This window comes from uncultured Arthrobacter sp. (assembly GCF_902805515.1).
Lineage (GTDB): Bacteria > Actinomycetota > Actinomycetes > Actinomycetales > Micrococcaceae > Arthrobacter_D.
The window spans coordinates 23,404-50,005 of the sequence record NZ_CADCTE010000144.1; the positions used below are offsets into that span (position 1 = coordinate 23,404).

The 26,602-nt window shown below is 68.9% G+C and carries 26 protein-coding genes, 1 tRNA gene and 2 pseudogenes; 16 read left to right on the forward strand and 13 right to left on the reverse strand.

All coding sequences use genetic code 11. The features are described 5' to 3' along the window. Nucleotides 1–24: 24 nt before the first annotated feature. Nucleotides 25–618 carry a hypothetical protein gene (locus QZX79_RS12745; RefSeq protein ID WP_294568633.1) on the reverse strand — a complete coding sequence of 198 codons (594 nt, stop codon included), beginning with the start codon at nucleotides 616–618 and terminating at the stop codon, nucleotides 25–27. Nucleotides 619–924: 306 nt separating this feature from the next. Here QZX79_RS12745 and QZX79_RS12750 point away from each other — a divergent pair, with 306 nt between their 5' ends. From QZX79_RS12750 to QZX79_RS12765, 4 genes are all read left to right on the forward strand, one after another. Then, nucleotides 925–1,635, forward strand: a complete 711-nt coding sequence (locus tag QZX79_RS12750; protein WP_294568635.1) for an MBL fold metallo-hydrolase — start codon at nucleotides 925–927, stop codon at nucleotides 1,633–1,635. A gap of 130 nt (nucleotides 1,636–1,765) precedes the next feature. Further along, nucleotides 1,766–2,767, forward strand: a complete 1,002-nt coding sequence (locus QZX79_RS12755) for a phosphotransferase (RefSeq protein WP_294568637.1) — start codon at nucleotides 1,766–1,768, stop codon at nucleotides 2,765–2,767. A gap of 80 nt (nucleotides 2,768–2,847) precedes the next feature. Then, entirely contained in the window at nucleotides 2,848–3,222 is a 375-nt protein-coding gene (locus QZX79_RS12760) for a YtxH domain-containing protein (protein WP_294568639.1), read from the forward strand. Then, complete coding sequence (locus QZX79_RS12765; RefSeq protein WP_294568641.1) at nucleotides 3,222–3,761, forward strand: DUF6328 family protein; 540 nt, start codon at nucleotides 3,222–3,224, stop codon at nucleotides 3,759–3,761. The genes QZX79_RS12760 and QZX79_RS12765 overlap by 1 nt, the downstream gene beginning before the upstream one ends. A 13-nt stretch (nucleotides 3,762–3,774) precedes the next feature. On the opposite strand, the gene QZX79_RS12770 is transcribed toward QZX79_RS12765, so the two are convergent. The 4 genes from QZX79_RS12770 to QZX79_RS12785 form a co-directional block, all read right to left on the reverse strand. Further along, entirely contained in the window at nucleotides 3,775–4,593 is an 819-nt protein-coding gene (locus QZX79_RS12770) for a glycerophosphodiester phosphodiesterase (RefSeq protein ID WP_294568643.1), read from the reverse strand. 33 nt (nucleotides 4,594–4,626) lie between these two features. Next, nucleotides 4,627–5,436, reverse strand: a complete 810-nt coding sequence (locus QZX79_RS12775) for an HAD family hydrolase (protein ID WP_294568645.1) — start codon at nucleotides 5,434–5,436, stop codon at nucleotides 4,627–4,629. A 74-nt stretch (nucleotides 5,437–5,510) separates the two neighbouring features. Further along, nucleotides 5,511–6,431, reverse strand: coding sequence for a carbohydrate kinase (locus tag QZX79_RS12780; RefSeq protein WP_294568647.1), 921 nt, complete (start codon nucleotides 6,429–6,431; stop codon nucleotides 5,511–5,513). Nucleotides 6,432–6,493: 62 nt separating this feature from the next. Further along, a complete protein-coding gene (locus QZX79_RS12785; protein WP_294568722.1) occupies nucleotides 6,494–6,970 on the reverse strand; it encodes a PGPGW domain-containing protein in 477 nt (158 codons plus the stop codon). Nucleotides 6,971–7,142: 172 nt separating this feature from the next. On the opposite strand from QZX79_RS12785, the gene QZX79_RS12790 reads away from it, so the two are divergent. Genes QZX79_RS12790 through QZX79_RS12800 form a run of 3 tightly spaced genes read left to right on the forward strand, consistent with a single transcriptional unit; the run spans nucleotide 7,143 to nucleotide 9,553 of the window. Continuing rightward, nucleotides 7,143–8,117, forward strand: coding sequence for a ring-cleaving dioxygenase (locus QZX79_RS12790; RefSeq protein WP_294568724.1), 975 nt, complete (start codon nucleotides 7,143–7,145; stop codon nucleotides 8,115–8,117). Then, nucleotides 8,110–8,757: an alpha/beta hydrolase gene (locus QZX79_RS12795; protein WP_294568649.1), complete on the forward strand. Its 648-nt coding sequence runs from the start codon at nucleotides 8,110–8,112 to the stop codon at nucleotides 8,755–8,757. The genes QZX79_RS12790 and QZX79_RS12795 overlap by 8 nt, the downstream gene beginning before the upstream one ends. A 4-nt stretch (nucleotides 8,758–8,761) precedes the next feature. Then, nucleotides 8,762–9,553 (forward strand): isocitrate lyase/phosphoenolpyruvate mutase family protein, encoded by a 792-nt coding sequence (locus tag QZX79_RS12800; protein ID WP_294568651.1) that lies wholly within the window; start codon nucleotides 8,762–8,764, stop codon nucleotides 9,551–9,553. A gap of 3 nt (nucleotides 9,554–9,556) precedes the next feature. Here QZX79_RS12800 and QZX79_RS12805 read toward each other — a convergent pair whose 3' ends face one another. Further along, on the reverse strand, nucleotides 9,557–10,393 hold the full coding sequence (locus QZX79_RS12805) for a S9 family peptidase (RefSeq protein ID WP_294568726.1): 837 nt from the start codon (nucleotides 10,391–10,393) through the stop codon (nucleotides 9,557–9,559). A 126-nt stretch (nucleotides 10,394–10,519) separates the two neighbouring features. On the opposite strand from QZX79_RS12805, the gene QZX79_RS12810 reads away from it, so the two are divergent. Continuing rightward, nucleotides 10,520–11,632: a GTP pyrophosphokinase family protein gene (locus QZX79_RS12810; protein ID WP_294568653.1), complete on the forward strand. Its 1,113-nt coding sequence runs from the start codon at nucleotides 10,520–10,522 to the stop codon at nucleotides 11,630–11,632. A gap of 61 nt (nucleotides 11,633–11,693) precedes the next feature. On the opposite strand, the pseudogene QZX79_RS12815 reads toward QZX79_RS12810, so the two are convergent. The 3 genes and pseudogenes from QZX79_RS12815 to QZX79_RS12825 all read right to left on the reverse strand — a co-directional run. Beyond that, nucleotides 11,694–14,084: pseudogene (locus QZX79_RS12815) on the reverse strand (phosphoketolase family protein); the annotation flags it as partial. 52 nt (nucleotides 14,085–14,136) lie between these two features. Beyond that, nucleotides 14,137–16,656, reverse strand: coding sequence for an ATP-dependent DNA ligase (locus QZX79_RS12820; RefSeq protein WP_294568655.1), 2,520 nt, complete (start codon nucleotides 16,654–16,656; stop codon nucleotides 14,137–14,139). Nucleotides 16,657–16,741: 85 nt separating this feature from the next. Next, the gene (locus QZX79_RS12825) at nucleotides 16,742–17,236 is read right to left on the reverse strand and encodes an SRPBCC domain-containing protein (protein WP_294568658.1); all 495 of its coding nucleotides are present in this window, start codon (nucleotides 17,234–17,236) and stop codon (nucleotides 16,742–16,744) included. Between the two features lie 68 nt (nucleotides 17,237–17,304). Here QZX79_RS12825 and QZX79_RS12830 point away from each other — a divergent pair, with 68 nt between their 5' ends. Together QZX79_RS12830 and QZX79_RS12835 are read left to right on the forward strand one after the other, a co-directional pair. After that, complete coding sequence (locus tag QZX79_RS12830) at nucleotides 17,305–18,141, forward strand: Ku protein (RefSeq protein ID WP_294568660.1); 837 nt, start codon at nucleotides 17,305–17,307, stop codon at nucleotides 18,139–18,141. Further along, the gene (locus QZX79_RS12835) at nucleotides 18,141–18,386 is read left to right on the forward strand and encodes a hypothetical protein (RefSeq protein WP_294568662.1); all 246 of its coding nucleotides are present in this window, start codon (nucleotides 18,141–18,143) and stop codon (nucleotides 18,384–18,386) included. The genes QZX79_RS12830 and QZX79_RS12835 overlap by 1 nt, the downstream gene beginning before the upstream one ends. Here the strand turns inward: QZX79_RS12835 and nhaA are convergent. Together nhaA and QZX79_RS12845 are read right to left on the reverse strand one after the other, a co-directional pair. Next, complete coding sequence (gene nhaA / locus QZX79_RS12840) at nucleotides 18,383–19,753, reverse strand: Na+/H+ antiporter NhaA (RefSeq protein ID WP_294568664.1); 1,371 nt, start codon at nucleotides 19,751–19,753, stop codon at nucleotides 18,383–18,385. The genes QZX79_RS12835 and nhaA overlap by 4 nt on opposite strands. 150 nt (nucleotides 19,754–19,903) lie before the next feature. After that, entirely contained in the window at nucleotides 19,904–20,572 is a 669-nt protein-coding gene (locus QZX79_RS12845) for a haloacid dehalogenase type II (protein WP_294568665.1), read from the reverse strand. A gap of 239 nt (nucleotides 20,573–20,811) precedes the next feature. Between QZX79_RS12845 and QZX79_RS12850 the strand changes: the two genes are divergently transcribed. The 4 genes from QZX79_RS12850 to pstS all read left to right on the forward strand — a co-directional run bounded on the left by QZX79_RS12850 (nucleotide 20,812) and on the right by pstS (nucleotide 23,730). Beyond that, a tRNA-Val gene (locus QZX79_RS12850) sits at nucleotides 20,812–20,885 on the forward strand. 305 nt (nucleotides 20,886–21,190) lie between these two features. Continuing rightward, nucleotides 21,191–21,655, forward strand: coding sequence for an Hsp20/alpha crystallin family protein (locus tag QZX79_RS12855; protein WP_294568667.1), 465 nt, complete (start codon nucleotides 21,191–21,193; stop codon nucleotides 21,653–21,655). A 123-nt stretch (nucleotides 21,656–21,778) separates the two neighbouring features. Continuing rightward, nucleotides 21,779–22,576 carry an SDR family oxidoreductase gene (locus QZX79_RS12860; RefSeq protein ID WP_294568668.1) on the forward strand — a complete coding sequence of 266 codons (798 nt, stop codon included), beginning with the start codon at nucleotides 21,779–21,781 and terminating at the stop codon, nucleotides 22,574–22,576. Nucleotides 22,577–22,608: 32 nt separating this feature from the next. Next, nucleotides 22,609–23,730, forward strand: coding sequence for a phosphate ABC transporter substrate-binding protein PstS (pstS, locus tag QZX79_RS12865; protein ID WP_294568670.1), 1,122 nt, complete (start codon nucleotides 22,609–22,611; stop codon nucleotides 23,728–23,730). An 83-nt stretch (nucleotides 23,731–23,813) separates the two neighbouring features. Here the strand turns inward: pstS and QZX79_RS12870 are convergent, their stop codons facing one another. Continuing rightward, nucleotides 23,814–24,365, reverse strand: coding sequence for an SRPBCC family protein (locus QZX79_RS12870; RefSeq protein WP_366484967.1), 552 nt, complete (start codon nucleotides 24,363–24,365; stop codon nucleotides 23,814–23,816). A gap of 146 nt (nucleotides 24,366–24,511) precedes the next feature. Here QZX79_RS12870 and QZX79_RS12875 point away from each other — a divergent pair. Continuing rightward, a pseudogene (locus QZX79_RS12875) lies at nucleotides 24,512–24,694 on the forward strand (ferritin-like domain-containing protein); the annotation flags it as partial. A gap of 184 nt (nucleotides 24,695–24,878) precedes the next feature. Continuing rightward, complete coding sequence (locus tag QZX79_RS12880) at nucleotides 24,879–25,613, forward strand: GAF and ANTAR domain-containing protein (RefSeq protein WP_294568671.1); 735 nt, start codon at nucleotides 24,879–24,881, stop codon at nucleotides 25,611–25,613. Nucleotides 25,614–25,817: 204 nt separating this feature from the next. Here QZX79_RS12880 and QZX79_RS12885 read toward each other — a convergent pair whose 3' ends face one another. After that, nucleotides 25,818–26,576 carry a LysR family transcriptional regulator substrate-binding protein gene (locus QZX79_RS12885; RefSeq protein ID WP_294568673.1) on the reverse strand — a complete coding sequence of 253 codons (759 nt, stop codon included), beginning with the start codon at nucleotides 26,574–26,576 and terminating at the stop codon, nucleotides 25,818–25,820. Nucleotides 26,577–26,602 lie beyond the last annotated feature (26 nt).

The following is a 26,602-nucleotide window of genomic DNA, read 5'->3' on the forward strand; positions in this document are numbered from 1 at the left end:
AACGCCCGGCGGGCCGGTTTCCGGTCAGCGCTCCTGCAGGGCGTCCAGTGCCACCGCCATGGCGGCCGCGACCCTGCCGTCGAGGCGTCCACCCGGCACCGTGATGTCGTACCGGTCCCGCAGGGAGCGTCCCCGCTCGGAGGTCATCACCGGCTGGCCGGAGGCATCGACGAAGTCGAAATGGAAGACAAACGGTGCGGGCAGGGCCTCGGTGAGCGGCACCAGTTCCCAGAGGCGGCGCGCGATGGCCACCCCGGCACTCCGCTCGCTTCCCACCGCCTGCACTCCGGGGGCGTCGAGGTGCCAGGTGGAGCGCAGCAGCGACTTGCCGAAGTCCTTGCGGAAGCTGCCGATCGGGGTGCCGGCGGCGTCGAGGACGTCGTAGGTGGCGCCGAGGTCGAAGCGCTGCCTCGCCTTGAAGGAGAAGACCGGGGTTTTCCGCGCCTCATCGGCGTAGAAGGTCACCTGCTCCTTGAAGGCGGCCCGCTTCTGCTGGGCGACGGCGAGCAGCCCTGCCGGCTGGCCGTTCGCATCGACGGCGCGGATCTCGTAGCGGTTCACCATCAGGGTGATTTTCTGCGCAATGGCGAACCGCTCGATGCCCTGCAATGCTTCCATGCTCGTTCTCCTTATGCGATGACCTGATTGGATCGATGCCCCGGCGGCAGTCTGCGCTGTCCCGCCATCCCTTGTACGGCGCGGTGACGGGGATTCAGGGACGACGTCGGGCGGGCCCCTGGCGGACCCGGTGACGGTCAGCATACCCACAGCCACAGCCGGCCGGGGATCCTTTGGCCGCACCCATGGGTCCGAAACCGGTCGGGGCCTTCCCGCACCACCTCCGGCCGCGGAGTTTTCATTCCGGCGGGACCGGGCGAGACTCGGTACCACCGCCGTTCCAGAACCCGCCTCAGGAGGCCGTTCGTGACATCCCGCTCCATCCGCTCCCTCACCCGGGCCGCCCCAGGGGTGCACTTCGTGGAGGGGCCGCTGTCCAACTGGACCATCCTCGTCGGGGAGGACAGCGCGACCCTCATCGACGCCGGATATCCGAAGGACCTGGAGTTGGTGCTCGGCACGCTGGACCAGGTGGCGGAGGGCAGGCCGTTGAAGGCCGTGCTGATCACCCACGGCCATTCCGACCATATCGGATCAATCCGGGGCCTTCAGGCGCGCTGGTCCCTCCGGGTGCTCGCCGCTGCGGCGGAAATCCCGAATATCCGGCGGGAGGTGCTGCACCAGGTGGATTTCCGCCAGGTGCTGCCCCGGCTGGGGAGGTACGGCGTGGCCGGGTGGGCGGTCGGGGCAGTCGCCGCCGGTGGCCTCAAGGACGTGGCCGTGGCCGACGTGGAGGCCATCACCGAGGGCCGGCCGCTCGTCGTCAGCGGCCACACGGTGATCGCGGTGCCCTCCGCAGGGCACACCCCCGGGCACACCGCCTACCACCTTCCCGAAGCGAACCTCCTCGTCACCGGCGATGCGCTGGTGACGGGGCATCCAACCTCGCGCACCTCCGGAGTGCAGTTACTTCCGGCGATGTTCAATACCGATCGGGACCTGGCGCGGGACTCGCTGGAGCGGCTGCTTTACACCGGGGACCTGATCCTCCCGGGGCATGGCCCGCTGCTGCGCTGAACGCCGGTGCCGCCGCCCGCGCCGCATGCTCCGCTGCGGGCGGGAGTGCTGAGTAGGATGAGGAAATGACTGGCACTCCTCGACGCGCACCCTCCCCGTCCGGGCAGGCCGGCCCCCGGCGGGCGGCCCCATGACGGACCTGCAGGCCCTCTGGGCCGGCCCGGAGTGGCGCAGCCAGGCCGAGCAGTGGATCCAGCTGGTGCTCGAAAGTTTCTCGGTCCGGCAGACCGGGCCGATCGAGCAGCCCCGCATCCGGTTCTGGTCCACCCAGCTCACCGTGCCGACGGACCTGGGCGTGCTGTGGTTCAAGGAGAACAATCCCGGGCAGCTCGCCGAGGCCTCGGTGGTCGCGGCTCTGGCCGAACTGGTGCCGGACCACGTGGTGAAGCCCCTCGCGGTGGAACCCAGCCGCGGCTGGATGATCACCCCCGACCACGGGGCCACCCTGGCGTCCTTGAGGTCCAACGACTACCAGCTGTGGGCCCGGGTCCTGACCGACTTCGCGGACCTCCAGAAGGCCCTCATTCCGCACGCCGACAGGCTCACCGCCGCCGGGCTGGTGAACATGAACCCGGAGGTGGCGGCGAACTTCGTCGAGAACCAGCTGCTGCTCCACACCGGGCTGCCCGCCGAACATCCGATGTTCCTCTCGCACCAGGGCGCCGACCACGTGCTGGCCCAGCTGCCGCGGATCCGGGCCGCGGTGGAGACGCTGCGCGCCCTCGGCGTTCCGCTCTCGCTGGACCACAATGACCTCCACCCGCGCAACGCGTTCCTTCCCGGCTCGAGCACCGAACCGCTGCGCTTCTTCGACTTCGCCGACGCCTACTGGGCCCACCCCTTCAGTGCCCTGCTCGTGCCGATCACCCTCATGTGCGAGCAGTGGGCGACGACGCCGGCGGATCCCCGCGTCCGGCTGGCGGTGGGGGCCTACCTCGAGCAGTGGACCGACTTCGCGCCGCTCCCCGCCCTGCAGGCATCCCTCGACTCCGCGCTGTACCTTGGGCGGGTCCACCGCTACGGAGCCTGGCTGCGGCTCCTCGTCTACGCCGACGACGCGTCGATGAGCACCTACGGCCCGGGTGCGCTCGAATACCTCGCTGATCTGACCACGCCGATCCTGTCGGCGTGAACCGGCGGCCCTGTGACAAACCCGGCCGGTTCCGGCTAGGGTCGGGGCACACCGTCGAACCGTAGACAGGGGTACGCAGCATGAAGAACAAGATCGTCTTCGCAGCAGGAATGGCCGCCGGATACGTCCTCGGCACGCGCGCCGGGCGGGAGAGCTACGAGGCGCTCAAGTCCCGGGCGGAAAGCCTGTGGAACAGCCCCCGCGTTCAGGAGAGCGTTTCCGGGGCCACCGGGGTGCTCAAGGACAAGCTGCCCGCGGTCCAGGAGCAGACAAGCGGCGCAGTGAAGAAGGCCCAGGACGCGCTCTCCGGCGTGCTGAACAAGGATGCCAGGCACGACGGTGGCGCGGGCCGCTCTGCCGACGTCACCGGCCCAAGCGGCGGAAAACCCGGCATCGTGGCAGATCCTCCCTTCGAGAACCAGTCCGACGCCACGAGGCCCGACCTCACTCCCTGATGCCGCCGCGGAGGGGAGCGGCCGTCCGGCAGGAGGACGGCCGCGGGGAGAGCACCAACCAGCGCCTCGACCGCAACTGGCTCGAACTGCTCCAGGAGCTGCGGGTCATGCAGACCGGCATCCAGATCCTCACCGGGTTCCTGCTGACCCTGCCCTTCCAGGACAGGTTCGATGAGCTCGACCGGTTCCAGGTCGTCGTCTACCTGGTCCTGGTCTCGCTCTCGGCCATCATCACCGCCGTGGTGCTGAGCGCCGTGAACCTCCACCGCGTCCTCTTCGGCCTTCAGGTCAAGGCGGCGCTGGTCCGCAGCGGGGACCGCATCATGCGGGTCAGCATCGGCCTGACCGGTCTGGTCCTGTCGGGCACCGCTGGCTTCATCTTCGACATCGTCCTCGGCCGGCGGGCGGGATTCCTGGTGACCGCTGCCCTCCTCCTCGTCGTGCTGCTGCTGTGGGTCATCTACCCCAGGCTGGTGCGCAGCCGGGCCGTCGGCCCCGGCCCGGCGGGTCCGTCTGAACCGGGCGGTGGGCCGGTCTGAACCGGGCGGTGGGTCAGTCGGAACCGGCGCGGCGCTGCGGGTCCGGGCCCTGCGGCCAGGACCCGCGCCGGTCCAGGACGGCCGCCAGCCGGTCGGCGCGGTCGGAGACCAGGCCATCGACACCCTGGTCGAGAAGCCGTTCCATCGCTTCCGGTTCATTGATGGTCCAGACGTGGACCTGGAGCCCGGCCTTCCGGCACCGCCGCACGTAGCCGGGGGTGACCACGGGGATCCCCCGGTAAGTCAGGGGCACCTGCACGGCGTCCACGCGTGCCGCCCGGCGCAGCGGCCCGGTCAGCCCGAGGTGGCCGCCGAGGCGGATCAGCCCGTTCACGGCCATGCCCGCCGAAGACGCCGTCCGTGCCTCAAGCAGCCGCAGCACCCGGAGCCTGCGGAAGTCTGAAAACGAGGCGACGAGCACCCGGTCGTGGGCACGGAGCCGATTGATGAGGTCAGCGAACGGTTTCACCGACCCCTCGTCCTTGATGTCGATGTTCAACCGCAGCTCCGGCCACCGGAGCAGGACCTCCTCGAGGGTGGGGATCGGTTCTTCGCCCCGGATCCTTACCCCGGCCAGTTCCGCGCGGGTCCGGGCAGCGATCGGGCCGTGGGCGTCGGTGACGCGGTCGAGGGTTTCATCGTGGAAGACCATCACCACGCCGTCCCGGGTGCTCCGCACGTCGATTTCGAGGTACCCGAATCCAAGCCGGGCCGCCTCCGCGAAGGCGGACAGCGAGTTCTCGGCGCCGGCGGGGGAAAAACCGCGGTGGGAGAACCCCAGCGGGCGCTGCCGGCCGTCGGGGCCCGTGTTCTGGAAGTAGGCGAGCGTCATGGGTGCAACCCTAGTGCGCCGCCCGTCGTCCGATCAGGCGATCCGGAGTGCCTCGAGGCGCTGTTCCAGGACCTGCGCGACGCCGTCGTCCTCGAAGGCCGGGGCTCGGAGGTTGGCCGCGGCAAGGGCGTCGGGGTGGCCCGAGGACATGGCGTAGCCCGATCCGGCCCATTGCAGCATCTGGATGTCGTTGGGCATGTCGCCGAAGGCGACGACGTCCTCCGCCGCAATGCCCAGGCCCTCCGCGTAGCGGGAGAGTGTCACGGCCTTGTTGATGCCGGGCACCGCCATTTCCAGCAGTGCGATGCTCGGCGCCGAATGGGTGGTGGAGACGAGGTGCTCGACGGCGGGGGCGACGGTCCGCAGGAAGTCATCGGGTGTCACCTCGCGCTCCCGGGCAAGGAACTTGATCACCTGTTCGCCGGGCAGCGACTCCTCGAAGGGAAGGGCCTGCACGCCGCCGAGCAGTTCGGAGGTGCCGGGTTCGGCGAAGCCGGACTCGATTTTGAAGCCGTTGATCGTTTCGGCGGCGAATCCCGCCGCCGGGTACAGCCCGCGGATGATGTCGCGGGCCTCGATGATGCTCCCGGCGTCGAGGAGATGGGCATCGAGGACACGTTCGGCCCCCAGGTCGTAGGTCACCGCTCCGTTCGAGCAGATGACCGTGCCCTGGTGCTGCAGCTGCTTCCGCAGCGGATCGAGCCAGCGCGGAGGCCGGCCGGTCACGAAAACCACCTCGACTCCGGCGGCCGCGCAGTCCCGAAAGGCCTGAACCGTCCGTTCGCTCATCCTGCCGTCGTGGCCGACGATCGTGCCGTCAAGGTCGCTCGCCACGAGGCGCATGCGTTACTCCTTCAGAAAGATGGGACATCAACCCTACCCCCGCCCGGGCGGGTGCCCGTACCGGGCGCCGGCTGTCAGTGGTCGGTGAGTTCGTGCCGGGTCGGAGGGTTCGCTCCGGCCCGGGAGACGGTCACGGCCGCCGCGCGCGCCGCATAGGCCAGGACGCCGGTGAGCTGTGCGGTGGTGATGCGCCGCAGGTCGCTGCGCCGGTGTGCCCCGTCGAACTCAAGGTCGACGAGGGCGCCGAGCAGGGCTGCCATGAAGGAATCCCCGGCGCCCACGGTGTCCGTGACACTGGTGACCGGCGCGCTGACCTCTGCGCTGCCGGCGGCGCAGATACCCCACGGACCCTTCGAGCCGCGGGTGACAACCATCACCGACGGGCCAAGGGCCAGCCATTCCCGCGCCGATTCGAGGGCAGGGCGGCCGGGATAGAGCCATTCGAGGTCCTCATCCGAGGCCTTCACGACGTCGGACAGCGCCACGAACCGTTCGGCCTGGCTGCGGGCGAACCCGCGGTCCGCAATGATGCTCGGCCTGCAGTTGGGGTCATAGGAGATGGTGGCCAGCGGATGGGCCACCTCGACCAGGGCCAACACGTCCCCGGCCCCGGGGGCCAGCATTGTGGCGATGGATCCGACATGCAGCAGAGTGGTTCCCTGCAGCAGCGCCTCCCGGCGCTCGAGGAGACCGGGCAGTTCCCAGACGAGTTCGAACTGGTACGCCGCTCCGCCTGCGGGGTCGAGGCGGGCCGTTGCGACACTCGTGGGCTTCGAGTCGGGGCCGATCGGGAACAGCACCGAATTGTCCGAGAGGTAGCTGCGGATCAGGTGCCCGTAGTCGTCATCGCCGTACCGGCCGATGAACTGCGCGGGGTGGCCCAGCCGGGCCAGGCCCACCGCGACGTTCATGGGGCTTCCTCCCACGTGCACGCGGGGCGGGGCGGTGTCGCTGACGACTTCGTCGATGAGGGTTTCCCCGATTACGGTGAGCACCAATTCAAACTACCAGTCCGGGCTGAACGCGCGCTTGGAATGACGCCCGCTCCCGGCTGGAGTTATCCGCCCTCCGGAATGGCTGTTTTTCCGGGCGGGGGCTTGCCCCGGAAGCGCCGGACACTGTAGATGATAAGGACCAGGGCGATCAGGGAGGACAGCACCATGCTGATGCCGGTGGCCGAACCCCCGAAGAGCCACCACCTGGTTGCAAGGGGCCACCAGGCCGGTACCCCGGGCTGGACGGTCCAGACAACTCCGCACCCCATCACGGCGAAGGCGCAGAGGCAGCTCACGGCGATGCGCGGGATGGTTTTGACGCCGATGGCTGCCGCATGGAAGGCCCGTGCCTTCATGGGGGCAAGCCGCCGGCGTGCCCAGGCGTACTGCTGCGAGAGGATGGCGAGGCCGCCGACGAGCATCAGCAGGCCGGGGCCGGGAAGGACAAGCGCTGCGCAGCCAACAACCACGCAGGTCCAGCCTGTCACTTCGATACCGGTGCGCCGCACCCACCCATGCACCCTGATTTTTGCGGCCATTGACACAGGATGACACACGTTCCTGAATGAATTCGACGGGCGGGACCTCCTCCGGGCGGAGCGGGGGAACAAAACGTAAAGTACATTCGTTTGCATATAAACCTCCGGTCGGGGGTGAAGTTCTTCGAAGAGGGGTTTGACGGTGACGGCAAATACGAGCGGTTTGCACCATGTGACGGCGATTGCGGGGGATCCGCAGCGTAATGTGGATTTCTATATCCGCGGCCTCGGGCTGCGCCTGGTGAAGCGGACGGTGAACTTCGACGATCCGGGCACCTACCACCTCTACTACGGGGACGAATCCGGCCGTCCGGGCTCGCTGCTGACCTTCTTCCCCTGGAAGGGGGTACCGGCGGGAAGGATCGGCGCCGGACAGTCGACCACCACCGCGTTCTCGGTGCCCCAGGGCACCCTGGGCTGGTGGCAGAGCCACTTTCAGGACCTCGGCGTCGAGTCGCAGATCACCGGAAGCTCATCGGCGGAGGAGCGCCTGTCGTTGAGGGACCCGGACGGACTGCAGATCGACCTCGTGGCATCCTCCCTTGAGGACCCCCGGGACCCGTGGGACTCGGCGTCGGTCCCGGCGCAGTACGCTGTGCGCGGACAGCACTCCTCGGTGCTGACGGTTGCCGACCCCGAAGGCACCCTCGCGACCCTGACCCAGGACCTCGGCCTGGACATCCTCTCGGAGGGTGCGGACCGGTACCGGCTCTCGACCGGCGCAGGCGAGCCGGGCACCGTGGTCGACGTGATCGCCGACCCGCGCGCCGACCGCGGCCTGATTGCCGGAGGCACCGTGCACCACGTTGCCTTCCGCGTCCCGGACAAGGCCACCCAGGCGGCCTGGCGGGACGAACTGACCTCCCGAGGGCACGCCGTGACCGAGATCCTCGACCGGCAGTACTTCACCTCGATCTACTTCCGCGAACCGGGCGGAACCCTGTTCGAAATCGCCACCGACACCCCAGGCTTCAATATCGATGAACCGCTGCTCGAGCTGGGACGCGGCCTGAAGCTGCCGCCGTGGCTTGAGCCCAGCCGCGAGGCCATCGCCGCCGCCGTGGCCCCGCTGACCCTGCCCGGGGAAAACAACCCCGAGCTTCCCGCCTCCACCAGGGACACCGTAACGGAGCCGGCAGATGACTGAGATCCCGGCCCCCTCGGCACACCCGTTGCCCCACGTTTTCGAGCCCGGCGACCCCGGGACTCCTGTCCTGCTGCTCCTGCACGGCACCGGCGGCACCGAGCACGACCTGCTCCCCCTGGCCCCGCGCCTGTCCCCCGGGGCCGGAATCCTCTCCCCCCGCGGGCCGGTGAGCGAGAACGGCATGAACCGGTGGTTCCGCCGCCTGCGGGAGGGCGTGTTCGACACCGCCGACGTGGTCGCCCGGGCCGGGGAACTTGCAGGCTTCCTCGGCTGGGCCCGGGAGGCCTACGGCCTCGGGGACCGGCCGGTGACCGCCGTGGGCTTCTCCAACGGGGCCAATATCGCCCTGGCCACCGCACTGCTCCACCCCGGGGAACTCGACCGGGTGGTGGCCTTCTCGGGTATGTATCCCCTGGACGCGCACCCCGTCGACGCCGACCTGGCCGGCACCCGCGTGGCACTGTTCAACGGCGCCGAGGACCCAATGGCACCCCAGGACAGCGTCGAACGGCTCACCGGCGTCCTCCAGTCCCGCGGCGCCGACGTCGAGCGTGTTACCCACCCGGGCGGGCACGGAATCACCGCCGACGATCTCACGGCCGCCGCGCTGTGGATGAGTCGGGATGGAGCCGTAAGGTGAAATCATGACTACACCGAGCTCAACCGCTTCCCTGTCCGCCAAGGCCGAGGCGTTCCTCAGCCTCCACCGGGCCCCGGAGGTCCTGCAGGTCGTCAACGTGTGGGATGCCATTTCCGCCAAGACCATCGCCGACGTTCCCGGAACCCGTGCGCTGGCCACGGCGGGCCACTCCATCGCGTCGAGCCTGGGGTACCAGGACGGCACCGTCCCCCTCGATCTGATGATCGATGCCGTCTCGCGCATTGCGGCGGCGACCGAGCTGCCCGTCAGCGCCGACCTCGACGCCGGGTACGGCAACGCGGGCGAGACCGTGCGGCGTGCCATCGGCGTGGGCATCATCGGCGCCAATATCGAGGACCGGATGGAGCCCCTGGCCGACTCCGTGGCGAAGATGGAGGCGGCGGTCAAGGCAGGCGAGGCGGAGCGCGTCCCCTTCGTGCTCAACGCCCGCACCGACGCGTTCGTCCGCGGTGCCGGGCGTGACCCCAAGGACGTCCTCGCCGAGGCCATCGAGCGCGGCAGGGCCTACCTCGAGGTCGGCGCGTCGACCGTCTTCGTCCCGGGCCTCTTCGACGAGGACACGGTGCGGGCCCTGGTCGAGGGAATCGGCCACAACCGGCTCAGCGTCATCGGGGTTCCGGGTTCACTTCCTCCCGCCAAGCTCCAGGAACTCGGCGTGGCCCGCATCTCCTACGGCCCCTTCACCCAGCGGGTGGCCCTGACCGCCCTCGCCGACACCGCGGCGGACCTGCTGCGCGGCGGGGTGCTGCCCGAGGGCATCCGCCCGCTCAACTAGGGATTACCCGGCGGAATCCTGCCGCGTGGTGGCGGCCTTGTCGACGGCCGCCACCACGCGCTCCCACGCTTCGGTGCCGGGAGTGATCATCGCGAAATGGTCGCCCGGAATCACCAGGAGCTCCGCCGCCGCGCCCGCCTGCGTGGCGGCGGCCACGTAGCTTTCGGCCTGGCTCAGCGGAACCGTGGTGTCCTCCTCCCCGTGCAGCGCGTAGACGGGCACGGGGAGCGGCACCGCGTCCAGGGGATCGGCCCACCGGTACCGTTCCGGCTCGGCCGTCGGGGAAGCGCCAAGCAGGTCCTCGACGGCGCCGTTGCTGAGGTTAAGGTCGTGCGCCTCGGCGAGATTGAGCACCCCCGACTGGCTCACGACCGCAGTCAAGGGCACCGCCGCCGGGCCCGCGCCCGGGGCATCGGCGGGAAGGGAGTCGCGTCCTGCCGCCCACACGGCGAGGTGGCCGCCGGCGGAGTGGCCCAGGGCCGTCACGGTCGTGAGGTCGAGTCCGTGCCGCGCCGCCGCCTCGGTGAGAAGGTCGATCCCGGCTGCGATGTCCTCGAAGGTCCCCGGCCAGCCGCCGCCGTTGCCGACCCGGCGGTACTCGAGGTTCCAGCAGGCGTAGCCCCGGTCCGCCAGGTCCCGGGCCAGCGGTTCGCCGAGTTCGGCACCGTAGGTCGAACGCCAGTAGCCGCCGTGGATGATCACCACCACCCCCGGCTTTGACGCCGGCGAGGGCAGGTAGAGGTCCGCGAACTGGCTCGGGTCGGACCCGTAGCGGTAGCGCCGGGCGGCGCCGTCGGCCGGCGTCCCGGCACGTTCGGCCGGGCGGGCGCAGCCGGGCAGCACCGCCGCCCCCAGCGCGCCGAGGAGTGCCAATACGTTGCGTCGTCCCGGCTGGTTCACACCGGAAGCATAACCGTCGCGGGCGGCGGCTAGGATTGCAGAAACGCCGAGACCAGGAGGCCCTTTGTGAGCGCGTGGGATGACCTCGACGACCGCCTGCGCCCGGCGGTCGAAGCGTCGACGCGTGAGTTCATGCGGGTGCGGCCCCAGCTCGAGGCGGTGACCGAGGAGATGCGCCGCAGCATCTCGGCGATCTTCGACCCCTCGGACCTGCGGCCCCTGTTCGTCACCGCGCGCACCAAGACCGTCGAATCCTTCCGCGACAAGGCCTCACGGACACTCGCGCCGACCGAGCCGGGGGCGCTGCCGGTGCTCGTCTTCCCCGACCCGCTGCGCAACCTCACCGACCTCGTCGGGATCCGGGTCATCACCACCCTCCCCCATGAGGTGGACCTCGCCGCGAACCTCATCAAGCGCCAGCGGCAGGACTTCGACTGCCGCGGGGACCGCGAGAAGGACATCGGGTCGATCGAATCGGGCACCTACGGGTACTCGAGCCGGCACCTGATCATGCGCAGCATCCACAACGACGTAGTCCGGCGGTACCAGCAGGCCCTTGACCCGGACTCGAAGGCCGGCGGCAGTTACCTCTTCGAGGTGCAGGTCCGCACCGTCCTCGCCCACGCCTGGTCGGAGATTGAACACGACATCCGCTTCAAGGCCTCCAATCCCAAGGCGTGGAGTCCTTACTTCGACCGGCAGTTCACCGGGACGGCCGCGATGCTCGAAACCGTCGAGTCTGCCTTCGCCGAGCTCCACGAACGCTACGAGACGGTGACCGGGTTCTGGGACGAGGCCGGGGAGGGCAGCGCGCCGCTGACCCCCAACCGCATCCGGCACGTCTGGCAGACCCTGCTGCCCCACGTCGACCGCAAGGCCGACGACAACTGGGGCTGGACCGCCGAACTCCTTGCCGCCCACGGGCTGAAGACCACCCTCGAACTCGTGGCCCTGCTGCAGGCCGACACCATCACCACTGTGCGCCGGGCGCTCGACCACCGGTACTCCCCCGGCCCCGACCGGCTGCTCGACGACATGCTGCTGTGGCACTACGGGCAGCGCCACATCGACCTCACGGCCGAGGCCCCCGACGCGGAGTCCACACCGCGCCGGGACAGCCTGCAGCGCAGGATGCGCTCGATGCAGAACTACCGGGCCCTGCAGGAGAACTCCCGCTAGTTTCTCCGCTCACCGGTGCCGGTCACTCGTTCCGGTCACTGGTTACGGTCACTGGTTACGGTCACTGGTTCTGTGCGTCATCGGGCGAGGACTCATCGAGAGTCCAGCCGGTGATGAAGTCCGCGTCCTCCCCGGCGTCCCGGGTGTGCTGCCAGGCGCGCTGCCGCTGGTCCTGCAGCGACTGGCGCAGCGAGGCCTGGGTGGAACCGAGCGACGGGACCCGATCGATCACGTCCATGGCCAGCGAGTACCGGTCGATCTGGTTCAGCATCGCCATGTCGAAGGGCGTGGTGGTCGTCCCCTCCTCCTTGTAGCCGCGGACGTGGAGGTTCGCGTGGTTGGTCCTCCGGTAGGTCAGGCGGTGGATCAGCCACGGGTAGCCGTGGTAGGCGAAGATCACGGGCCGATCCGTGGTGAACAGGTTGTCGAACGCCCGCGCCTTCAGCCCGTGCGGGTGCTCGGCGTCGTCCTGCAGCCGCATCAGGTCCACCACATTGACCACCCGGATCTTCAGCGACGGAATGCCGGCCTTGAGGAGGCCCGCCGCCGCGACCGTCTCGAGCGTGGGCACGTCACCGGCACAGCCGAGGACGACGTCGGGTTCCGCTCCGGCATCCTCGCGGCCGGCGAAGTCCCACACCCCGATGCCGCGTCGAACGTGCAGGCGGGCTTCCTCGGGCCCGAGCCAGGTGGGATTGGGCTGCTTGCCGGTGAGGATTACGTTGACCGTGTCCCGGGTCTTCATGCAGTGTTCGGTCACGGCCAGCATGGTGTTGGTGTCCGGCGGCAGGTAGACGCGGATCACGTCTGCCTTCTTGTTCACCACGTGGTCGATGAACCCGGGGTCCTGATGGGAGAACCCGTTGTGGTCCTGCTGCCATACATGGCTGGAGAGCAGGTAGTTGAAGGAGGCGATCGGACGGCGCCAGGACAGGTCCTGGTGCACCTTGAGCCACTTGGCGAACTGGTTGAACATCGAGTCGACGATGTGAACGAACGCCTCGTAACAGTTGAACACCCCGTGCCGGCCGGTGAGCAGGTAGCCCTCGAGCCAGCCCTGGCAGAGGTGCTCGCTGAGCACCTCAAGGACCCGGCCCGAGCGGGCCAGGTGCTCGTCGACGTCCTCGGTGCGCGCCTGCCAGGCCTTGTCGGTGACGTCATAGACCGCCGAGAGCCGGTTGGACGCCGTCTCGTCGGGGCCAAAGACGCGGAAGTTCGTGGGGTTCGCCGCGATGATGTCGCGCAGGTACCCGCCGACGGTGATCATCGGGCTCACCTTTTCGCTGCCCGGTGAGCTCACCTTTACGGCGTGGTCGAAGTAGTCGGGCAGCTTGAGGTCCCGCAGCAGCCAGCCGCCGTTGGCGTAGGGGGTGGCGCTCATCCGCAGGTCGCCTTCCGGCGCGAGGGAGGCGAGATCGGGGCGCAGCTCCCCGGTTTCGGTGAAGAGCTCCTCCGGTCCGTAGGAGCGCATCCACTCCTCGAGCTGGCGCAGGTGCCCGGGGTTGGTGTGGATCTCCGACAGCGGCACCTGATGCGAGCGCCAGGTGCCCTCGACCTGTTTGCCGTCGACGACGTCGGGCCCGGTCCAGCCCTTGGGTGAGCGCAGGACGATCATGGGCCAGCGGGGCGTGCCCTCCGGAAGGTCTCCGCCGGACCGGGCCTGCTGCTGGATGTCCCGGATCCGGGCGAGGCATTCGTCAAGGGCCGCCGCGAAGTCCCGGTGGGCCTGTGCGGTGGCACGCGGGTCTCCAACGGTGACGAAGTGGGGCTCGTAGCCGTAGCCGGACATCAACTGCCGCAGCTGGTCCTCGGGCATGCGGGCCAGCACCGTGGGGTTGGCGATCTTGTAGCCGTTGAGGTGCAGGATCGGAAGCACGGCGCCATCGAGGGCGGGGTTGAGGAAGTTGTTGGAGTGCCAGCTTGCCGCCAGCGGGCCGGTTTCGGCCTCGCCGTCACCCACCACGGCCACGGCGAGGAGGTCGGGGTTGTCGAACACGGCACCGTAGGCGTGGACGAGGGCGTAGCCGAGCTCGCCGCCCTCGTGGATCGAGCCGGGCGACTCGGGGGCCGCGTGGGAGGGGATGCCGCCGGGGTAGCTGAACTGCTTGAACAGGTCCCTGAGGCCGGTTTCGTCCGTGCCGATGTGGGAGTACACCTCGGAATACGTTCCCTCGAGCCACGCGTTGGCGACGTTGGCCGGCCCGCCGTGCCCTGGGCCGGTGACGAACAGCATCGCCTGCCGCTGCTCCCGGATCACCCGGTTCAGGTGGGCGTAGACAAAGTTCAGGCCCGGAGTGGTCCCCCAGTGGCCCAGCAGCCGGGCCTTCACGTCGCTGCTCTCCAGCGGGCGCCTCAGCAGCGGGTTGTCCCGGAGGTAGATCTGGCCGACGGAAAGGTAGTTCGCGGCCCGCCACCAGGCATCCAGCCGGTCGACATCGGGTTCAGGCATGGTGTTCCTCCTCGGGTTTGACGACGCCGGCGGAGGGTCCTCCGACGGCCGGTTCTCAGTTTTCGATGGTCACATCGGAGGGTTTCTTATCCGGCCGCCAGCCGCGCCAGACCGGGTGCCGCAGCCGGCCCCCGCCGGTGCGTTCGCTGTACTGGACTTCGCCGACGAGGGCCGGGCGCACCCAGCGCGCGTCCGCGGCGTCGGGGGCGGGGACGTCGGGCAGCGGCGCCGTCTTGCGGGCCATCTTCTTGAGCCGGCCGCCCACCTCGGCCAGCTCACGGTCGGTGAGCCCGGAGCCGACGCGGCCGAGGTACTTCAGGTTCACCCCGTCGGGCACCGCGACCAGGAGGGAGCCGATCTTCGAGGCGCGGTTACCCTTTCCCGGGCGCCAGCCCACCACCACCACCTCCTGGGTGCGCTGGTGCTTGATCTTCAGCCACGCCTCCGTGCGGGTTCCGGGGCGGTACACGCTGCCGCGGCGCTTGGCGACGATGCCCTCGAGCCCCAGGTCCCTACTGGCCTCGACCGCTTCGGCCAGGGTGGCGTCAAGCTGCCCCGGCACCTGGACGTGCCCGTCCTCCGGGGCGCTGACGGCGCCCTCGAGGATCTCCCTGCGGTTGCTGTACCCCAGCGGGAGCAGGGAGGTGCCGTCGAGGTCGAGGAGGTCGAAGAGCATGAGCCGGACCGGTGTAATCGCCCGGGCGGCGTCGATCTCGGCGGCCGAGGTGAGTTTCATCCGGGTCTGCAGCAGGCTGAAGTCGGGCCGGCCGCCGGCGTTGAGGGCCACAATCTCGCCGTCGAGCACCGCCGTCTCGGCGTTCACATAGTCGGCGAGGTCCCCCAGCTCGGGGTAGAGCAGGCTCATGTCGTTGCCGTTGCGGCTGATCAGGCGCACGCCGCCGGCCGCGACGACGGCGATGGCCCGCACCCCGTCCCACTTCAGCTCGAACGCGAAGTCGGATTCATCGGGCAGGACCAAAGAGGAGGCCAGGGTCGCCAGCATAGGCGGCACGAAGTCCGGGGCGGCGCCGGGCCCGGCCGCCGGACGATCCCCCGGTGCAACCGGGACGGGGAGCCCGTCCGGGCCGGCCGCAGGGGTATCGGGCCCGCCGCCGTCGGAGGAGGCACCGGGTGAGGCACCGGAGGCGGTACCGGCCGGCTGGTCCTTCATGAGGTGGATGAGCCAGTTACGCGCTCCCGACCCGGAGCCGCCGGTGTTGATCAGGGCGTACCGCCGGACGGCGCTGCCCGAGCGCGCCAGGCCGCCGTCCTGTCTCCCGTACAGGGTGCAGATCACCTCCTTGCCGTCGCGCCACTTTTCCAGTTCGTAGGTCCCCGCATCCCAGATGCTCATCTCGCCCGCACCGTATTCCCCCTTGGGAATACTTCCCTCAAAGGTCCCGTATTCCAGCGGGTGATCCTCCGTCTGGACGGCCAGGTGGTTCCGGTCCGGCGTGGCGGGCGGGCCCTTGGGCAGGGCCCACGAGACGAGCACGCCCTCTCGCTCCAGCCGGAGGTCATAGTGGAGGCGGCGCGCATGGTGTTCCTGGATGACGAAGCTGTTGCCCCCGGGCGGTCCGACGGTTTCCGGGACGGGCTCCGGGGTCCTGCCGGCGTCGCGCATGGCCCGGTACTGGCTCAGGCGGTCCGGGGCGGTGCCGGCACCGTCCTGCGGGTCCGGGTCGAGGCCGGCCAGGATGTCCCCGTGATCCTCGACGCGCCGGAGCACCTCCCGGTAATCGAGGTGGGCCAGATCCGGGTCGTCCAGCTCGGCCCAGGTGCGCGGCGCGGCGACGGTCGGGTGGAAGCGTCCGCGCAGGGAATACGGCGCCACGGTGGTCTTGTTCCGGTTGTTCTGGCTCCAGTCCACCAGGACGCGCCCGCCGCGCAGGGACTTCTTCATGTCGCTGACCGCCAGGTCGGGGTGGTCGGTCTCAAGGGCGCGGGCCAGCTCGTGCGCGACGCCGGAGACCTGCTCGGAGGTCAGTGTCCCGTCCAGGCGGCAGTACAGGTGGAGGCCCTTGGAGCCGCTTGTCACCGGCCACGGCTCAAGGCCCATGCCGGTGAGGATCTCCCGGGCCAGCCGGGCGACCTCGGCGCATTCGGCCAGGCCCGCTCCCGGCCCGGGGTCGAGGTCGAGCACCATCCGGTCCGGGTTGCCCACCGCCGAGTGCGGGCCGAACCGCCATTGGGGCACATGGACCTCGAGGGCCCCGATCTGCCCGAACCAGGTGAGGGTGGCCAGATCGTTCACCACCGGGTACACGTTCGTGTGGTCCTTGTGCCGGATCGGGTGGCGGGGCAGCCAGGCCGGAGCCGCGGCGTCGAGGTTCTTCTGGAAGAAGACCTGGCCGGGGGCGTCGGCGGTCCCCACGCCGTGCACCCACCGCTTGCGGGTCGCGGGCCGGTCACGGGCATGCCGGATTAGGGGCTCGGCCACCGCCGCGTAGTACGCAAGCACATCGGCCTTGGTGGTGCCGGTTTCCGGGTACAGCACCTTGTCCAGGCTCGAGAGCCGCAGGGAACGCCCGTCAACCGTGACGGTCTGCACGCTGCGGGAACCCGGAAGAGCCATTTCCCCAGTGTTGTCCGGATGGGCGCCGAATTCCACTAATGGACGGACTGTGGCCGCAGCGGGACGCCCCGCCCGGCGCGGCGCATCAGGCCTTGAACTGGGAGGTGTACCGGTCGACGTAGACCTGCCAGAGGGCCGGATCCTGGCCGAGGTCGCGCTCGTTGAGGTAGTCGTCGAGACCCATCAGGGTCAGGTGCCAGCCGGCAGCGGAAACGGCAATCTGGGCGGAATCCGCAGGGGAGATCGTCAGCACCAGCAGGGTGCCGCCGTCCTCCTGGCGCGTGAACTCCCACCGCAGGACCTCCCGGTCCCAGGTGAAGGCCAGCACCGTGGGCTTGGCGGCCTCAAGCACCGCGCCCTTCAGCGGGCGCTGGCCCGGCAGCTTGAAGATGACCTCGGCGTCCCGGCGCGGCAGGATGTCCATTTCGGCCGGGAACCAGTACTTGAGCTTGCCCGGATCCGTCAGGTGCTTCCACATCACCGCCGGCGGAACAGCGAACCGCATCTCGAAGCGCAGGGCGGGTGCGCCGTCGTCGGTGGTGGTGCGGCTGGCTGTCGGTTCTGCGGTGGAGGAAGTCACCTATCCATCGTAGACCGCGGAAAAACCGGCTCTGGCTAGGTGTGCTGCCGGTGGTGTTCACTAGTTCCATGAGAGCCATCTGGAAGGGAGCCGTCGCGTTCGGGCTGGTGAACGTGCCCGTGAAGGTGTACAGCGCCACCGAAGACCACGACATCGGCCTCCACCAGGTCCACGATAAGGACGGCGGGCGGATCCGCTACCAGCGCCGGTGTGAAATCTGCGGGGAAGTGGTCGACTACAAGAACATCGACAAGGCCTACGACGACGGCGAGCACACAGTGGTGCTGACGGAGGAGGACCTCGGCTCGCTCCCGGTCGAGAAAAGCCGCGAGATCGAGGTGGTCGAGTTCGTTCCCAGCGACCAGATCGACCCCATCATGTACGACCGCTCCTACTACCTCGAGCCCGATTCGGCCTCCACCAAGGCCTACGTGCTGCTCCGCAAGACCCTCGAGGAGACCGACCGGACGGCGATCGTCCAGTTCTCCCTCCGGCAGAAGAGCCGGCTCGGGGCGCTGCGGGTCCGCGGCGAGGTCCTGATGCTCCAGTCGCTGCTCTGGGATGACGAGGTCCGCGAGGCCTCCTTCCCCGCCCTCGAGGAAAAGGTGCGCATCTCCGCCAAGGAGAAGCAGATGTCCGCGGCCCTCGTCGATTCCTTCTCGACGGATTTCGATCCTGAGAACTTCACCGATGAGTATCAGGTGCAGCTGCGCACCCTGATCGACGCGAAGATCGAGAAGGGCGACACCCTGAGCACCGAGGAGACCTTCGGCGCGTCGGCGGAGGAGGACGACACCAATGTCCTCGACCTGATGGAGGCCCTGCGCCGCAGTCTCGAGAAAAACCGCGAGAAGAAGTCCGGCGGCAAGAAGGACTCGAGCAGTTCCAAGAAGAAGGGAGCGTAATGGGTTTCTTCACCGACTCCCACGGCAGGCAGGGCATCGCCCAGCGCCCAAATGCCCTGATCCTGGCCTGGGCCGGGCTGGGCGCGGCGTCCCTGATGGCACTGAAGGACGAAAACCGCAGGGTGCTCGGCCGGGCCAGCACCGCCAGCCTCGCCATCTGGGCCGTCCTTGAGGCCGCCGACGGCGACAGCGGGTTCCGCAGGACCGCCGGAGCCCTGACCCTGGCCTGGCTGGTGCGGCGCTAGCGTTCCTCGAACACGTCGGGGACGCCGTCCCGGTCGGCGTCGACCGTCTCCTTGGCTTCGATCTGCCGGTAGTGGCGGTTGCGTGAGCGCAGGATGAACGATGCGGCGAACGCGGCGAGGAGCGAGCCGATCAGCACCGCGACCTTCGCGTGGTCGTCCTCCGGGGTGCCCTGGCCGAAGCCGAGCTCCGCGATGAGCAGGGAGACGGTGAACCCGATGCCGGCCAGCAGGGCGGCTCCGGCGATATCCACCCAGGACAGGTCGGGGTCCAGGTTGGCCTTTTCGGCCTTGGTCACGAGCCAGACCGCCAGCAGGATGCCGACCGGCTTTCCGACCACCAGTGCCAGGACGATACCCACGGCGATCGGGTCGGTGATGGCACTGAGGAACCCCGAGGCGCCGCCGATCGTCACCCCCGCCGAGAAGAAAGCGAAGACCGGGACCGCGACACCTGCCGACAGGGGCCGGATGCGGTGCTCCATCGTGTCCGCCAGCCCCTCGGTCTCCGGCACGGTGGAGCCTCCGGACTGGGCTTTCCGCGGGGGCCGGACCGGAACCGCAAAGCCCAGGAGGACTCCGGCGACGGTGGCGTGGACCCCCGAGGCGTGCACCAGTGCCCAGACGATGAACCCGAGGGGCAGCAGGATCAGCCACGGGGCCGCCGCCTGGCGCTGGAAGAACCGGGAGAACCGGTGGGCGAGGAAGGCGTAGAGGGCGAGCGGAAGCACCGCCAGCAGCAGGGGCGGGGCGGCGATGTCCCCGGAATAGAAGAAGGCGATGATGCTGATGGCGATCAGGTCGTCCACGACGGCGAGGGTGAGCAGGAAGATCCGCAGGGCCCCGGGTAGGTGGGATCCGACGACGGCGAGCACCGCCAGGGCAAAGGCGATATCGGTGGCCGTGGGAATCGCCCACCCGCGCAGCGCGTCTGAGCCGCTGCCCAGGATCACCGCGACGTAGATCAGCGCGGGCACCACGACGCCGCCTACAGCGGCTGCCACCGGAACGATGGCCCGGTCGAAGCGTTTCAGGTCACCGGCGACGAACTCCCGCTTCAGTTCGAGCCCGGCGAGGAAGAAGAAGATGGCAAGCAGGCCGTCGGCCGCCCAGGCCCCGACGCTGAGTTCGAGGTGCAGCGGTTCGTAGCCGAATCTGGTGTCGCGCAGGGCGAAGTAGCCGTCGGCGGCGGGGGTGTTGGCGAGGATCAGTGCCAGCGTTGTGGCCAGGAGCAAAAGCGCTCCGCCCACCGTCTCCTTGCGCAGGATCGAGGAGATCCTTAGATGTTCGGGATAGCTGGCCCGGGCGAAGACCCGTTTGGCCGCGGGCCTGCCCGAGGGGTCTGTGGATGGGGAGGGGGTGGAGGACAAAAAGAGCTCCTTGTGTCGGCGGTCGCTTGAGATAGCGCCGACCAGACTTCCCGGCTCACCACTAACCAGCCTACCCGGCGGAGCTGGTGATGCATACCGGGCGGTCCGCCGACAGCCGGCCCGGCGTGGCTGCCTGCGGCCGATGCAGCATCAGGCTTCGAGCTCCCGGGCAAGTTCCGGCAGTGCGGTGAGGACCAGATCGGGACGGCGGAAGGACGAGGGGTAGGGAGAGCCGCTGCGGTTCAGCCAGGCGGTGCGCATGCCCGCCCGTGCTGCCCCGTCGATGTCCCAGGGATGGGAGGCGATCAGCATCATGTCCTCGACCCCGGTGCCGCAGGCCCCGGCCGCGTAGCCGTACGCCAAGGGTGCGGGCTTCCACAGCGGTGCATCCTCCACTGAGAGGAACTTCTCGAAGCACCCCTCGATCCCGGCGCGCTGCGCGAGCCCTTCGGCGATGGCCGCCGCGCCGTTGGTCAGGGTGATGAGGCGGTGGCCGCTGTTGGTCAGCGCTTCGATGCCGGGGACGACGTCGTCGTGGACGCCGAGGCTCCGGAACCGGTCAAGCAGCAGCGTTACGGCGTCGTCGACGCTCCGGTTGAGGGGCTGTCCGGCCAGCACGGACCGGAGGGCATCCTCGGCCACGCCTGCGAAACGGGGATTGATGCCGGCGGCGGTCAGCGCGAAGCCGTCCCGCAGCAGGGATGCGAACCACCACCGGGCGGTTCCGTCCGAGCAGCCGATCCCGGCGAAGTGCCCGGCCATGGGCGAGAGGTCCGAGAGGGTTTCATTGACGTCGAAGACAAGCACCGTGGGGCGCATGGCGCCCTACCCTTCGTCGATCGGGCAGGAGCTGGCGGGTTCTCTGGTGTGCATCGGGTCTCCGGTTCCTCGGGCGTCCGCGGCGTGAACCGCTGGGGGAAGCCTAGTTCCGCGGACGGCCGCTGGGAACAGTCCGGCAGGAGCACCGTCTGGGACTCCCTCGGTGCCTGCCCCGTCCAGGCACGGAAGACCGGGTTTGGAGCGCGCGGGAAATGCCCTAAGCTATTGGAGAACCATCTGCCTGTGTAGCTCAGTCTGGTAGAGCATCCGCTTCACACGCGGAAGGCCCGGGGATCGAGGCCCCGCGCAGGCACTTCACGCCCTCCCGCAGTTTTTGCGGGAGGGCTGCGTTTTTAAGCCCCTGCTGCGACGGCTCCCCTCCTCGGCACCCCTTCCTCCGCCCTCCTTCCTCGGCCCCCGGCCCCCGGCCCCCGGCCCCCGACCGTATCCGGCCTTTCCTCCTCCGCCCGATCGGACCTCGAAAAAGTCGACTTACACCTTGGCACTCTCCCCCTGAGAGTGCTAATTTAACTGCGGGTTGAGCGGAACCCGCTCAACTCTGATAGATGAAGAAAACCACCACCGTCGGTGGCCGTTGTGCGAAGGAGTTGTTTTCAAATGGCCATGAAGTTCGACCCGTTCCGGGAATTGGACCGCGTCGCCGGTGCGCTGCTGGATCCCCGGCAGGGGCTGCGCCTGATGCCCATGGACCTGTACCGCGAGGGCGACCACTACATCCTGACCGCCGACCTTCCGGGCATCGATCCGGGCTCCGTCGATATTGACGTCGACGGCCAGCTGCTCACCATCCGGGCCGAGCGCACTCTGCGCGGGGCCGAAGGGGTCAAGTGGCTGACCCGCGAGCGCGAGAGCGGATCCTTCCTCCGCCAGCTCAACCTCGGCCAGGGGATCGACATCGACGCCATCTCGGCCCGTTACGAGAACGGCGTGCTGAGCGTCAACATCCCCGTGACCGAGCGGGCAAAGCCGCGGAAGATCGAGATCAGGTCGGGAACCGATTCCGAGGCCGTGAAGGGTGAGTCCGTCGAGGGCGGATCCGGGCAGAAGACCGTCGAAGCCTAGGAGCCGCAGGGGCTCTCCCCTTCCCGGGCCGGGCTGGGCGCACTTCGCGCCCGGCCCGGCCTTCGCCTTTTCAGCCAGCGGATTTTCCTTGCAAACACCAGCGCCTGCGGAAAGGATGGCGGGATGGATTTCTCTCCCGCCACCGCCATCGTCACGGGATCCGATTCGGGGATCGGCAGGGCCACCGCGCTGGCCCTGGCCGAGGCCGGCCTCGATGTCGGCATCACCTGGCACTCGGACTCGGAGGGGGCGGAGGAGACCGCCCGCGGAGTCCGCGCCTTCGGGCGGAAGGCCGTCGTCGCCCAACTCGACACCACCGACGCCCCCGCCTGCGGCGACGTTGTGGACGCAATGGCCGAGGAGCTCGGCGGTGTCGACGTCTTCGTCAACAACGCCGGAGTCAACGGCGGCACCCTCTTCCTCGAGACCGACTGGGACACCTGGCGAGGCACCCTCGCGGCGAACCTCGACGGGGCGTTCGTCTGCATCCAGCGGGCCGCGGCCCGGATGGTCAAGGCCGGCCGGGGCGGGCGCATCATCGCGGTCACCAGCGTGCACCAGGAGCAGCCCCGGGTCGGCTCCGCGGCGTACGACGCCTCCAAGCACGGGCTGGGCGGACTGGTGCGGACCATCGCCCTCGAGCTGGCCGACCGGGGCATTACGGCCAACGCCGTGCTGCCCGGGGAAATCTCGACCCCAATGAACGACGCCGAAGACGTGGACCCCCGAACCGTCGACCGGCCGGGCATTCCGGTGGGCCGTCCCGGCGACGCGAAGGAGGTCGCCGCGGTCATCGCGTTCCTCGCCTCGCCGGCCTCAAGCTACGTCAACGGGGCATCGTTCGTGGTCGACGGCGGGATGCTCCAGATGGGGCCGCAGGCAGGGTCGCACCTCACCAGCGGGGCGTGGCGCTCACTCTGAGATGCCGCACCCGGGCCTGTAACGTAGACCGGGTGAAAGCCGTACCTCCCCGCCTCACCGCAGCCGCCTCCGCCGTCATCCTCGGCGTCACGCTCACCGCCTGCGGGTCCGACTATCCCCTGGGCCCGGAGCAGGAAGCAGCGGCACGCAACGCCGATTCGAAGCTCCAGGGGGCCATCACCGGCGCCGGCTCATCGGCGCAGGGACCCGCCATGGAGGCCTGGCGTGCGGCCTTCGCCACCACCAATCCGCGCGCCCAGGTGCAGTACTCCCCCGACGGCTCCGGCGCCGGGCGCGGAGCACTCCTGGCCGGGGCAGTGACCTTCGCCGGGTCCGACGCCTACCTCAACGACGAGGAGCTCGCCGAATCGACCGAGGCCTGCGGGCCGGGCGGCGCCTTCAACATTCCCGCCTATGTCTCCCCCATCAGCATCGCCTTCAACCTCCCGGGCATCACCGAGTTGAACCTCGATGCGGCGGCCATCGCTCGAATTTTCCGCGGTGAGATCACCGTCTGGAACGACCCGCAGATCGCCTCGCAGAACCCGGGCGTCGACCTGCCCGGGACGCGCATCGCCCCGGTCAGCAGGTCCGATGACTCCGGGACCACCGAAAACTTCACCGACTACCTCCACGCCGTGGTGCCCGAGATCTGGACCGACGAGCCCGACGGCACCTGGCCCGGAAACATCGGCGGGGAGAACTCCAAGGGCAACTCCGGGGTGGTCAGCACCGTCTCGGGCACCGAGGGTGCCGTGACCTACGCCGACGATTCCGCCGTCGGACCGCCCCTTGGACGGGTGAACCTGCGCGTGGGCAGCGAGTACGTGCCCGTCAGCGCCGAAGCCGCGGCGGCCGCCGTCAACCTCGCCTCGATGGTTCCCGGCCGCCCCGACTACGACATGTCCCTCGAACTCGACCGCACGACGACGGCCCCGGGGGCGTACCCCCTCGTGCTGGTGTCTTACCACATCTACTGCACGAGCTATGAGAACGAACAGTCGGCCGAGGTGGCCAAGGCGTTCGGCGAATATGCGGTGAGCGAGGAAGGCCAGCAGGAGGCGGCCGAGGCCGCGAAGAGCGCCCCGCTCTCGGCCGAGCTCTCCCGCCGGGCTCTGGAGTCGATCGCCGGGATCACCGCGGCGAAGGGCTGACAGCGTCTTCCCGGGGACGGGCAGAACGACGGCGGGGCACCGGTTGGTGCCCCGCCGTCGTCGTCCGTGTACCGGCTCTGCGCCTACTGTCCGGCGCGCGGTCCGCCCGACTCCGGATCGTCGAGGGAAAGGTCCGGAAGGTCGCCATTGGCCGGTGATGCCTCGGAGCTGACTCCACTCGAGGGTGCGCTGATGTCACCGCGCCAGGCGCCGCTCTCACCGCCGCTCTTCTCGATGAATTCCTTGAACCGCTTGAGGTCTGCCTTCACCTGCCGCTTGTCGGCATTGACCACCGAGCCGATCTTCTCGCTGAAGGTCTCGGGGTGCCAGTCGAGCTGCACCATCAACCGGGTGGTGTTGTCGTCGATCCGGTGGAAGGTCACCACGCCGGCATGGGATTCGCCGTCGGTGCTTTTCCATGCCACCCGCTCATCGGGGTGCTGCTCGGTGATCTCGGCATCGAACTCCCGCTTCACGCCGCCGATGCTCGTCACCCAGTGGGTGGAGGTGGCCGAAAGCTGGGTCACCGAGTCGACGCCGCCCATGAACTTGGGGAAGGTTTCGAACTGTGTCCACTGGTTGTAGGCCGTGCTGACCGGTACCGAAACTTCGATCGATTCCTGGACTGATGCCATAACGCGTTCCTCCTTGGGGTGGGCCGGTACCGCTCTTCGCGTCCCGGCTTGGACTCCACGTGATTCTCAAGATTACCAAACAATAAGCACCCTTAGGATATTGCAGATCCGTTGGAATTGGCCAATACGCGGTTCCCGGATGACAGCTCGAGTCGGCGGTCCAGCGGATGCGCGACGTCCACGACCAGGTCGACGAGGAAGATCCGACGACCGCAGACATCCTCCACGGTTTCATCGAGAAGCTCGAGCAGTACGCGTGGATGGTCGAAGCCGAGAACATGGAGCCCACCACCGAGGTGACCGAGCCCACCCACGCCGCCTCCGTCTAGGCGGCCTCTGTCTTCGACATCAAGCCACCATCTTGTAGTGTGTAGGCTTATTAAGCGTTAAACGGTCTAGCAGAAGGCCGATCACGAACACTTCCGGAGTTTGTGCATCGGTCCCTGAATCCATGGGGTGCGCCAGCGGCTGATGCTCCATCTGGGACGACCGAACGAAACAGGACCAGAGATCATGGCCGACCGGGTTGCCGGGCAAACACCCACCGACTACCTTCAGGAACTCATCCTCGAAACCGACGATGTCGAAGAATTCCTCAACGAATTTGCGGCGTTTTCTGCCAACCAGTTGTTTGACCGCACCGGCTCGGTACTCTGCGGAGTCACCCTTCTCCGGAGCAGGCGGGCGGGCACCGTTGCCAGCAGCAGCCACAAAGCCAAGGAACTCGACGAAATCCAGTACCGCCACGCGAACGGGCCCTGCCTGACCGCCTGCATTGAGCACCGGACCGTCCACGTGGCCGACGTGGCCACCGACGAACGGTGGCCCGACTACCTCTCCGACATTGCACAGCACGGCGTCCGGTCGATCCTTGGGGTGCCCTTCGACCTCGAAGCGGGAACGAAAGCGGCGCTGAACGTGTACTCCATGCAGAACGGAGGCTTCGACGAGGAGTCGATCCGCACCGCCGAGGGGTTCGTCCGCCAGACTTCCAAGGCGCTGATGCTCTCGGTCCGCCTGGCCCAGCACAGCGACTCGGTGTCGAACCTCAAGGCGGCGATGAAATCCCGCACCGCCATCGATATCGCCATCGGGATCATCATGGCCCAGAACCGCTGCAGCCAGCAGGAGGCCTTCAACATCCTCAAGTCGGTCTCAAGCAGCCGCAACCGGAAGGTCCGCGACATCGCCGCCTCCGTGGTGGCCTCCATCGGCCAGGGCGAGCCCGAGACGCACTTCGAGGCCTAGGCTGGGGCGTCCGCCGGCCAAGCCTCCGGCGAAACTGCAGCTCACCACCCTCCGCAGGGGCTGAAACGTGGTGAGCTGCAGACTCGCGGGAACTGCCTTTTCTCAGCCCCGGCGAAACTGCAGCTCACCACCCTCCGCGGGGCCCAAAACGTGGTGACCTGCAGACTCGCGGGGGTGCTCCGGGCCGGATAGCGCGGAAAAGATTCAGCGGCGCCGGCCCCGGCGGTTCTGCGGCGTCCCCGGGCCTGGCTTTCCTGACTTCCCGGAGCCCTTCCGGGGATCCGGCTTGGCGCCTGAGCGTTTCGCGCCGGACGGTGCGGCCTGCTTCTTCGACCCCTGCTGGGCCGCCTTCCGGGCCGACGCCTTCTGCGACGCACTTTTCCGCGGCTCCGGGCCGTCCGCGGCCGAGGGCTGGCGCGAACTGCGTTCGGTCCTGCCGCGCACGATCCCGATGAACTCCTCGACGTCCTGCGAGTCGTTCCCTTCGAGCCAGGCGATGCCGATCGTGGTTCCCGGAAGTTCAGGCACCGGCCGGTGCACGGCGTCCCGGCGGGCATGCAGCCGGGCCAGGGACATCGGAAGCACCACGACGCCGGCCCCCGACGCCGCCACCTCCACGGCTTCCGCCGGGCCTCCGCACTCCTCCACCTCGAGCAGGTTCTCCGCCTCGAGCTCGGCCAGCGGCACCTCGTCGAACAGCGAGATTTCATGCTCCTTGGAGGAGACCACCACTGCCTGTTCCTCGTACAGCGGGATGACGAACAGGTTGTCGCGGTCCACGGGAAGCCGGACAAAGAGGACGTCGGCGGCGGCGGAGTGCAGGGCGGCCACGGCGTCGTCGCCGTACTGCTGCAGCTCCAGGGGCACGTCCGGGTGCCGCTCCCGCCACCGGCCCACCCATTTGCCCGGGGTGACGCCGGCGACGAAGCCCACGGAAAGCGTTCGGGGCTTGAACTCTGGCACAACCTCACCCTAGTCCACCGGCGGCC